This is a genomic window from Sphingobacterium bovistauri (assembly GCF_020295405.1).
GTDB lineage: Bacteria > Bacteroidota > Bacteroidia > Sphingobacteriales > Sphingobacteriaceae > Sphingobacterium > Sphingobacterium bovistauri.
In genome coordinates this window covers 56,385-66,455 of sequence record NZ_JADEYP010000024.1, presented here as the reverse complement: position 1 = coordinate 66,455, position 10,071 = coordinate 56,385, and the positions used below count along the sequence as shown (strand labels likewise).

The window sequence follows — 10,071 nt, the reverse complement described above, 5'->3', positions numbered from 1 at the left end:
CAGAATTGTTTTATCTAAAAAAATATACTTCTATTTTTGAGTTAGCTAAAGATATTAGAGAATATATAAAGTATTATAATAACGAAAGAATACGAATTAATTTAAATGGAATGAGCCCGGTGGAATACCGAGCTCATTATATCAAAAACATTGTATAAAGTCGTCCAACTTTTGGGGGTCAGTCCAGTGGAGCCTTTTGTTTTATACAGCATATATTTCTCTGTAATTGTTGATATGTTTTTCAATAATTTTTTTACGCTTCATCTTGAGTGTAGGGGTTAATTCTCCTCCTTCAATTGTGAATTCATCCGGAATTATGGAGAATTTTTTAATTTGTTCCCATTGACCAAATGATTTATTCACAAGATTTATTTCTTCTGTAATTTTACTTTTTATGGCATCACTAGATAAAAATTGATCTTTAGATAGAGAGACATTTCCTTGTGCAGAATCTTTGCTCCATGCCAGTAAATTTGAATAGGATGGAACGATAAATGCAGCTGGAAATTTTTCACCATCTCCTATTACCATAAATTGCTCGATAAAAGGTGATTCTACCATTTTTGATTCTATAGCTTGAGGAACGATATACTTGCCGCCAGAGGTTTTGAACATTTCCTTCTTGCGATCTACTATTTTTAAGAATCTCTCATCTTCCCACTGGCCAATATCACCCGTATACAACCAACCATCCTTAATGACTTCTTGAGTCACTTGCTCATCTTTATAATAACCGAGCATGATGTTATCACCTTTAGCAAGTATTTCACCATCCGCGGCTAATTTTATATCGATGTTAATTAAAGGAAGTCCAACCGTGCCAATTTTCATTCCTCTACGATAATCATTAACGGATAGGCATGGACCAGCTTCTGTCAAGCCATAACCTTCATAGATATTGATGCCTGCAGCCATATACAAACGTATTAGACGCTCTTGCAGAGCTGCAGATCCTGTCGCAACACCTAATATTTCTCCACCTAATGCTTCTTTCCATTTGGAAAAAATTAATTTGCGTGCAATAGCTAGCTTTATGTCGTACATCGTTGATCGATTGTTAGGTTCCAGATCATATTTTTCACCTAATTCAATCGCCCAGAAGAAAAGTTTACGTTTTATGCCAGTTAGGGAATTCCCAGTGGTCATTATCTTTTCATACACTTTTTCTAATACACGTGGCACGGCAGAGAAGATGTGTGGTTTTACTTCTTTCATGTCAGCTCCGATTGTTTCCATGGAATTAGCATAAAAAATTGTCAAGCCTTTGTACATATATACATAGTGGAAAAGACGTTCGTATGCGTGACAGACAGGTAAAAATGATAGTGCTCTCATATAGGATGTAACAGGAAAAGAATATTCACTACTCATCATGTCAGCCAACAAATTTTTATGTGTAAGCATTACTCCTTTAGGGTTTCCTGTGGTTCCACTTGTATATATTATTGTTGCAATATCTTCATGTTGGACAGCTTTTTTTCTATCACTCAGTTGCTGATCTGAAATTACTTTCCCACTTTGATGAATAATGGTCCAATGAGGATAAACAGTTTCGTTTTGAAGAATAAATAGATTTTCTAATTGTGTAAACTCACTTTTTAGAATATTTATTCTTTCGTATAGATCTTTTGAACTAATTACGGCTATTTTTATTTCTGCATGATTAATAATGTATTTATAATCATTGTCAGAGATATTCGGGTAAAGAGCAACAACAATAGCGCCGATTTGCTGGATTGCAAAATCTAACAAGGACCATTCTAATCTATTTTCACTTATTATACCGACTTTGTCGTGAGGTTTAACTCCTAAAGCAATCAGACCTTTTGATATTTCATCGATTTGCTCTTGAAAAGATTCATTTGAAATTTTTTTCCAATCATTATTTTCTTTGTGAGAGAAGATAGGAGAGGTTGCGTAAGTGTGTGTTCTATATTTGACAAGGTCAAATATACGTGTAGGCTCGTTTTTCATAAGCAATATCACATAAAAAAAAGTAAGGCTACCTAAAATAGGTAGCCTTACAAATTTACATAATATTATTAAGATTAATATCTGCTTTTCGACTCACGTCTTTTGCCAGAGAAGTCACGGAAACCACCATTGTCTCCACCACGATCACCACCTCTTGAGCGGCCACCACGATCACCACCTCTGTTGTCTCCACCTCTATCTCTTCTTTCTCCGCTAAATCCACCGCTACGTTCGCCACCGAATCCACCGCTGCGTTCGCTACGACCTCTTCCTCCGCGATCTCCTCCTCCTCTTGGACGACTACCACGATCCGAACGGCCTTCGCTTGCACCAGATACTTCAATACGAACTTGACGACCGTTGAAATCTATGCCTTTGAAACCTTCGAATACTTTATTAACCTCTTCATCTTGAACTTCAAAGAAAGTGAATACTCCTTTCAAATCAATTTTACCAATTGATTTTCCAGTAATATTAGCTGTGTTACAGATGAAACCTAACATGTCTCCGCGGCTGAACTCGTCTACAGAACCTAAGTTCATAAATAAACGCGTGTAACCTTTAGAGCTTTGACGAGGTCCACGATCATCTCTTTCGCGTCTATCACCACTTACTTCACGAGCTTCGATGTTTAAGTCTGGAGAATTTTTGTAGTATTCTAAGAATCTATTAAATTCTAATGAAGCAAATCTTTTTACAATATCTTCTTTTGATAATGATTCAAAACCTTCCATAATAGCAGGCATGAATTGATTGATTTGTTCTTCATTTACTTCAACATTGTTTACTTTGTTAATAATAGTCAACAATTGTTTTTCAACAACAGCAGCACCTTCAGGAACTTGCTTGCGTTCAAAAGATTTACCGATTACTTTTTCAAGTTGACGGATTTTACTTTGTTCTTTGATGTTGATTAATGAGATTGAAATACCTGTTTTACCAGCACGAGCTGTACGGCCTGAACGGTGTGTGTAGTTTTCAATTTCATCTGGTAATGAAAAGTTGATAACGTGCGTTACGTCATTTACATCGATACCACGTGCAGCTACATCTGTTGCGATCAACATTTGTAAGTTGCGGTCACGGTAACGTTTCATTACTTTATCACGTTGCTGTTGTGATAAATCACCATGTAATGCATCCGCATTATAACCATCTTTGATTAAAGCTTCAGCAATTTCTTGTGTTTCAATTTTTGTACGACAGAATACAATACCAAAAATATCTGGATTTGAATCTACGATACGTTTGAAAGCAGCGTATTTATCTCTCGCTTTTACTAAAAAGTACTGATGTTCAATGTTTGCATTACCTGTGTTTTTTGTACCTACAGTTAATTCAAACGGATCTGTCATATACTTTTGAGCAATACGACGTACCTCTTTTGGCATTGTTGCCGAGAATAACCAAGTTTTTTTCTCCTCAGGAGTTTCTGATAAAATGTTGTTGATGTCTTCTTGGAAACCCATGTTTAACATTTCGTCCGCTTCATCTAATACAACATATTTTACGCTAGAAAAATCAATTGCATTTCTGCCAATGATATCTAACATACGACCAGGGGTCGCTACAACAATTTGCACACCGCGTCTAATTTGACGTAGTTGGTCACTGATATTCGCACCTCCATATACAGCTACAACGTGTACGTTGTCGATGTATTTAGCAAATTTTTCTAAATCTTTAGCGATTTGTAAACACAACTCACGTGTAGGGCATAAAATTAATGCTTGTGGGTGTTTTTGAGAAAAGTCTAATTGCTCTAATAATGGAAGACCGAATGCCGCTGTCTTACCTGTGCCGGTTTGGGCTAATCCGACAAAATCGTCGCTACCAGTCAATAAAACAGGAATGGCTTTTTCCTGAATTTCAGAAGGTTTTTCGAAACCTATTTCTGAGATGGCTTTAACAACTTCCTCACGGATTCCCAGTTCTAAAAATGGGTTCATGAAATAAATTATACAATAGGCACTATTGCCTAAGGCGTTGCAAAGGTAAGTATAAAATTTGACATACACAATAGTGTAATCAATTGATTTTTAAGCTATATTCGAAACTTATTATTATGTAAGCATACCTTATGAAGTACCTTTTATTCTTTTTTCTTTTTAGCAGTCAGTTAGTTATAGCGCAGGATAAGCCTAATTCTAAGTTGTTTTTAGAACAATTTAAACCTTTTGTTGGTCAATATTTCGAAGGCGAGATCGTTGAGGGCGGTAAAGAAGGGGATGGATTCACTGGCAAAAGATTACTTATGCAAGTAATGTCCTATGACGATCATGAAGTGAAAATACCTTTTTATGTAGGTGAAGATAAATCTCGAACTTGGATTTTGAATTATTCTAATAATGTCATTACATTAAAGCACGATCACCGTCATGAAGATGGATCACCAGATAAAGTAACTTTCTATGGTGGTACAGCACCAAATGAGGGAGCTGTGAACTCGCAAATTTTCCCTGCAGATCATGAAACTTGCCAATTGATTGATTACGCTTGTCAAAATGTATGGTGGATAACAATGGATGGCGCGACTTATACTTATAATTTAAGAAGAATTGGCTCAGATAGAGTTTTTACTGTGAAATTTGATTTAACTAAATCTGTAAAATCAAATTATAAACCTTGGAAATAATTTAACTATTTAAATTTATTATAGGTTTTTATTTTTTTTTCTTAGATTCAGATACTAATTAAAATCTAAGATGTGGTATAAAAAATCAATTCCAAAACTTGTTGCCGAAGCGGCGCAAAGTGGGGAGGGAACTTTAAAAAGAACATTAACAAGTTCGGGTCTGATAGCTCTGGGAGTAGGAGCGATTATCGGTGCCGGACTTTTTTCGTTAACTGGGATTGCAGCCGCTGAAAACGCTGGTCCTGCTGTAATGTTGTCATTTATAATCGCTGCAGTAGGTTGTGCCTTTGCAGGATTATGCTATGCTGAATTTGCATCAATGATTCCAGTTGCCGGGTCTGCCTATACGTATTCGTATGCTACCATGGGCGAATTTATGGCCTGGATTATTGGCTGGGATTTGGTCTTAGAGTATGCGCTCGCTAGTGCAACTGTTGCCGCCAGTTGGTCTCAATATTTTAATCAATTACTTCTCGTCTTCGGGATGTCAATACCAGAACAGTTGTTGTCTGGGCCATGGGAAGGAGGGATCGTAAATTTACCTGCAATAATTATTGTGTGTTTGTTATCCTTTTTATTGATGCGTGGTACACAAGAATCATCTTTTATAAACAATATTTTAGTTGTTTTAAAAGTTGCTGTTGTAATTCTTTTTATTGCCTTAGGTTGGCAATTTATAAATCCAGCAAATCACACACCTTTTATTCCAACGAATGAAGGTGAGGAATTGCTTAAGCAAGGAAAAATAGGCTTTTTTGAATTCTTTAAAAGTGATAGTTTTGGTGAGTTTGGGATTTCTGGAGTACTTCGTGCTGCAGGAGTATTGTTTTTTGCTTTTGTGGGTTTTGATGCTGTTAGTACCGCTGCACAGGAAGCTATTAATCCTAAAAAGGGAATGCCTGTTGGTATCATCGGCTCATTATTGATCTGTACTGTACTATATGTATTGTTTTCTTATGTAATGACTGGTCTTGCTAATTATACGGAATTTAAGGATGACGCTAAGCCTGTGGCTACTGCATTTGCTAAGACAGGATACGATTTCTTAAATACAGCGATGATCGTAACTATTATTGCAGGATATACTTCTGTAATCTTAGTCATGTTACTAGGTCAAAGCCGTGTATTTTATTCTATGAGTAAAGATGGTTTGCTTCCAAAAATATTTTCTGATCTTTCGAAAAGACAAACTCCTTGGAAGACAAATCTTATTTTTATGGTGTTTGTAAGCATATTTGCAGGATTTGTTCCAGTGTCAGATCTAGGACATATGGTGAGTATAGGGACATTGTTAGCATTCACGTTGGTGTGCGTGGGGATACTTGTTCTTCGTAAAAGCAATCCAACAGCAGAGCGTCCCTTTAGGACACCTTTCGTTCCATTGGTGCCGATATTAGGAATCATTGTCTGTGTTCTTATGATGCTTTCTTTGCCATTAGTAAGTTGGGAGCGTCTAGGTATTTGGATGTTAATTGGGGTAGTTGTTTATTTTCTATATGGAAAGAAACACTCAGTATTACGCAAGGAGATTGAATCGGGGCGAGAAAATTAATTTAATATTAATGTAAAATATAAACGCCTACAATTTGTAGGCGTTTATATTTTATTGTCTATTTTTTCTATTTTCAAGGCTACTTCTTAGTTTGTTGAAAAAGTCTTCTTCTACTTGAAAAAATTGAGAGGCTCTAGCTTGTCCTAGAATTTTTCCAAACTCAGCGCGATATGACTTTTTAAGTTCTACTTCTTTAGCGTCAAATGCAATGACATCACGCTTCTGCGCATTTAATGAATTGCTTTCTACTGAGCGAGACATTCCTCTTTTTGCTTTTTTTAGATCCCACATTTCTTTATTGTACTGGTTGTAGGTAGGGAAAAAAAGTTCTGCTTCTCCAGGAGTAAGTTTTAATTCTTTCGTAATATAAGCTATCTTTTCGCTTTCTATAGCCCTAAAGTTATGCTGCGCAGACGCAGTAAAACAAAGGGTTAAAACAAAACAGATAGTAGTTAAAATGTATCTTAAATGTAACATTATAGCATATAATTTAAATACTCTTCAATTTCCTCACTATCAATTTCCGAATCTAATTGAGTAGTTTCTTCTGTAGTGTCTGACGCATATTCTGCCAAATGGATTAAATCTGCACCATCAGAAACTTGTGCTAAATAACTAATTATTTCTTCATCACTGACATTTTGAAGATTTACATCAGTAGCTACTAATGTATTTGAAGTTAAATTGTTGTATTTGAAACCAAAATAAGAGCCTATACCTACAGTCAACACAATAGCAGCAGCAGCTGAATATTTCTTCCAATTTATGCGTTTAGGAAGAGTTATAATGGTGCCTTCCTGTTTGGTTAAGTCAGAAGTTTTTGCTAAAATACCGTCTGTCAACTCATTAAAATATCCAACTGGCACATAGAAGTCTTCATTGCTGATTTCTGATTTCCATTTATAGGCTAAAACATTAGCTTCAATACTGTTGTTTGATTCTTCAAAATAATTTTCAGGTATAGCAAAGCCATTTTCCTTACCAACATTATCAATAAGTTTCCTTTCAGACAATTTAGTGAATAATTGATTTTCAAAAGTTTCAAAATAATCGCTAGGTACTTGAAAATTTATTGTAGAAACACTTGATCTAAGGTTTTGTTCAGAAATGTTTGCTTCAATATCTAAATGCGATTGTGTAAAGTAGTCGTTAGGTATTGTAAAGCCTTCTTCTGAAACTTTATCCCTGATGTTTTGTTCTGAAATTTTAGTAAATATGCTGTCAGATAGTGTTTCAAAATATCCTTCAGGAATATTAAGTGCTGTAGCGTATTTACTGTCAGAAACGTTATCAATTTGAATAAACGTTTGACTTAAGATTTGCTGTCCCTGCTCTTCAAAGAAGTTTTTAGGGGTTAAAAAAGGATTTACACGCAATGAATCTGGTAGATTGTTGCCTCCTAACTCTTCGTTATATGTGTTATTTTCCTTCATAAGTGTATATATAGATATTTCTAAAAGCCAAAGGTTTAATCGTGACTATTAAAAAAATGCTCTATTTTTTTCACCGCCAAATGATAAGAGGCTTTTAATGCTCCTACACTTGTCCCTAAAATATCGGATATCTCATCATACTTCAAATCTTCGAAGTATTTCATATTGAATACTAGACGTTGTTTCTCTGGTAAAGTCAGTAAGGCTTGTTGTAACTTCATCTGTGCTTTATCACCATTGAAATACGTCCCATCGGCTAATGTTTCAGAAAGATACGAAGAACTATCGTCATCTAGTGAAATATTCTTTTTTTGTTTTTTCTTATTCAAAAAAGTTATACACTCATTTGTTGCTATTCTATACAACCAAGTGTACAATTGTGAGTCTTCTCTGAATTTATCTAAATTGCGCCAAACCTTCACAAAGATATCTTGAGTGACGTCATCCGCATCGTCATGATCGATGACCATGCGTCTGACATGCCAATATATTTTCTGTTGATATTTATTCAACAATTGTTTGAAAGCTGCTTCACGCGAGCTTTCGTCGGCAAACATTGATATGATTTGCGCATCTTCCATTTGCTATTTTTTTCTGCTGATAACTTTTTGTGCAGCTGTAACAATGCTAGCTGCATTTAAGCCGTATTTTTCCATCAATTGTGCAGGTGTACCTGATTCACCAAAGCTATCATTTACAGCGACATATTCTTGAGGGCTTGGTAAATATTTAGCTAATACTTGAGCAACGCTATCACCTAAACCACCTAAGCGGTTGTGTTCTTCTGCAGTAACTACACACCCAGTTTTTTTAACTGATGCCAATATAGCCTCTTCATCCAAAGGTTTGATTGTGTGGATGTTGATGATTTCAGCGTTAATACCTAATTTTTCTAATTCTTCACCAGCTTGAATAGCTTCCCATACTAAGTGACCAGTTGCTATGATCGTAACGTCTGTACCTTCGTTCAGCATTACAGCTTTACCAATTTCGAACGTTTGATCAGCAGGAGTAAAGTTAGGGACTACAGGACGTCCAAAACGCAAATAAACTGGACCTTCATAATTTGCAATCGCAAGAGTAGCTGCTTTAGTTTGGTTAAAATCACATGGATTGATTACGACCATTCCAGGTAACATTTTCATTAAACCAATATCTTCTAAAGTCTGGTGTGTTGCACCATCCTCACCTAAAGTTAGCCCTGCATGTGAAGCACATATTTTCACATTTTTATGTGAATAAGCAATAGATTGACGAATTTGATCGTATACACGTGCTGTAGAGAATTCCGCGAATGTACCTGTGAAAGGAACTTTACCACCGATAGTCAAACCTGCAGCTATGCCCATCATGTTAGCCTCAGCAATACCAATTTGGAAAAAACGCTCTGGAAATTCTTTAATAAAAGCATCCATTTTTAATGAGCCAACCAAATCAGCACATAATGCTACTACATTTTCGTTCTGTTTACCAGCTTCTAATAAGCCTGCACCGAAACCTGAACGTGTATCTTTAGATTCTGTGAATGTATATTTTTTCATGTTGTTGTAGTCGTAGTATTTAGATGTTAGTAGTTAGTATTTAGCATATAATCTAATGTCTAACATCGATATCTAATTTCTAATATTAATAATCGCCTAATGTTTCTGGTAATTGATTTAATGCACTAGCTAATTGCTCATCATTAGGAGCAACACCATGCCATTTATGTGTTCCCATCATAAAGTCAACACCTGCACCCATTGCCGTGTGCAATAAGATAATAACAGGCTTGCCTTTACCAGTACGCGATTTTGCTTCTTCAATACCCGCTACGACAGAAGTCATATCATTACCTTTCTCTACTTCTAAAACATCCCAGCCGAAAGCTTCCCATTTAGCTCTTAGATTACCTAATGACAAAACTTGATCTGTAGAACCATCAATTTGAGCTCCATTATAATCTACTGCTGCAATCACATTATCCATTTTGTTGTGTGGTGCATACATAGCAGCTTCCCAAACTTGACCTTCTTGCAATTCACCATCACCCATCAATACATAAACTAAACTATTATCTTTATTTAGTTTTTTAGCTTGAGCAGCACCAATAGCAGCAGAAAGACCTTGACCTAATGAACCTGAAGCGATACGGATACCAGGTAAACCTTCGTGTGTAGTCGGATGACCTTGTAGACGAGAGTCAAGTTTACGGAAAGTAGCTAATTCACTCACTGGAAAATATCCAGCGCGTGCTAAAGTGCTGTAAAACACGGGTGAAATATGTCCATTCGACAAAAAGAATAAATCTTCACCATTACCATCCATATTAAATGAAGGGTCATGTTTCATAGCATGAAAATATAATGCTACGAAATAGTCAGCACAGCCCAATGATCCTCCTGGGTGTCCGGATTGACAACCGTGTACCATACGCACGATGTCACGTCTTACTTGTGTTGCAGTCTGTTCAAGTTTATTGATATCTACACTCATTT

10 protein-coding genes are annotated in these 10,071 nt (G+C 36.0%); 3 read left to right on the top strand and 7 right to left on the bottom strand.

Features of this window, described 5'->3' with window-relative positions; translation table 11 throughout:
* The first annotated feature begins 5 nt into the window (after window positions 1-5).
* Window positions 6-158 (top strand): IS3 family transposase, encoded by a 153-nt coding sequence (locus tag IPZ78_RS12585; protein WP_262903833.1) that lies wholly within the window; start codon window positions 6-8, stop codon window positions 156-158.
* A 43-nt stretch (window positions 159-201) separates the two neighbouring features.
* On the opposite strand, the gene IPZ78_RS12580 is transcribed toward IPZ78_RS12585, so the two are convergent.
* Both IPZ78_RS12580 and IPZ78_RS12575 read right to left on the bottom strand, forming a co-directional pair.
* Window positions 202-1,974 (bottom strand): AMP-dependent synthetase/ligase, encoded by a 1,773-nt coding sequence (locus IPZ78_RS12580; protein WP_225554248.1) that lies wholly within the window; start codon window positions 1,972-1,974, stop codon window positions 202-204.
* Between the two features lie 74 nt (window positions 1,975-2,048).
* Window positions 2,049-3,923: a DEAD/DEAH box helicase gene (locus IPZ78_RS12575; RefSeq protein WP_225554246.1), complete on the bottom strand. Its 1,875-nt coding sequence runs from the start codon at window positions 3,921-3,923 to the stop codon at window positions 2,049-2,051.
* A gap of 131 nt (window positions 3,924-4,054) precedes the next feature.
* On the opposite strand from IPZ78_RS12575, the gene IPZ78_RS12570 reads away from it, so the two are divergent.
* Window positions 4,055-4,609 carry a hypothetical protein gene (locus IPZ78_RS12570; RefSeq protein WP_225554244.1) on the top strand — a complete coding sequence of 185 codons (555 nt, stop codon included), beginning with the start codon at window positions 4,055-4,057 and terminating at the stop codon, window positions 4,607-4,609.
* A gap of 70 nt (window positions 4,610-4,679) precedes the next feature.
* Window positions 4,680-6,161 (top strand): amino acid permease, encoded by a 1,482-nt coding sequence (locus IPZ78_RS12565; protein ID WP_225554243.1) that lies wholly within the window; start codon window positions 4,680-4,682, stop codon window positions 6,159-6,161.
* A gap of 51 nt (window positions 6,162-6,212) precedes the next feature.
* Here IPZ78_RS12565 and IPZ78_RS12560 read toward each other — a convergent pair whose 3' ends face one another.
* The 5 genes from IPZ78_RS12560 to IPZ78_RS12540 form a co-directional block, all read right to left on the bottom strand.
* The gene (locus tag IPZ78_RS12560; protein WP_225554241.1) at window positions 6,213-6,638 is read right to left on the bottom strand and encodes a hypothetical protein; all 426 of its coding nucleotides are present in this window, start codon (window positions 6,636-6,638) and stop codon (window positions 6,213-6,215) included.
* Window positions 6,638-7,594, bottom strand: a complete 957-nt coding sequence (locus tag IPZ78_RS12555; protein ID WP_225554239.1) for a hypothetical protein — start codon at window positions 7,592-7,594, stop codon at window positions 6,638-6,640. Before IPZ78_RS12555 ends, IPZ78_RS12560 begins: the two co-directional genes overlap by 1 nt.
* 35 nt (window positions 7,595-7,629) lie before the next feature.
* A complete protein-coding gene (locus IPZ78_RS12550) occupies window positions 7,630-8,175 on the bottom strand; it encodes an RNA polymerase sigma factor (protein ID WP_225554237.1) in 546 nt (181 codons plus the stop codon).
* 3 nt (window positions 8,176-8,178) lie between these two features.
* A complete protein-coding gene (locus IPZ78_RS12545; protein WP_225554235.1) occupies window positions 8,179-9,135 on the bottom strand; it encodes a transketolase family protein in 957 nt (318 codons plus the stop codon).
* Window positions 9,136-9,220: 85 nt separating this feature from the next.
* The gene (locus tag IPZ78_RS12540; RefSeq protein WP_225554233.1) at window positions 9,221-10,069 is read right to left on the bottom strand and encodes a transketolase; all 849 of its coding nucleotides are present in this window, start codon (window positions 10,067-10,069) and stop codon (window positions 9,221-9,223) included.
* Window positions 10,070-10,071 lie beyond the last annotated feature (2 nt).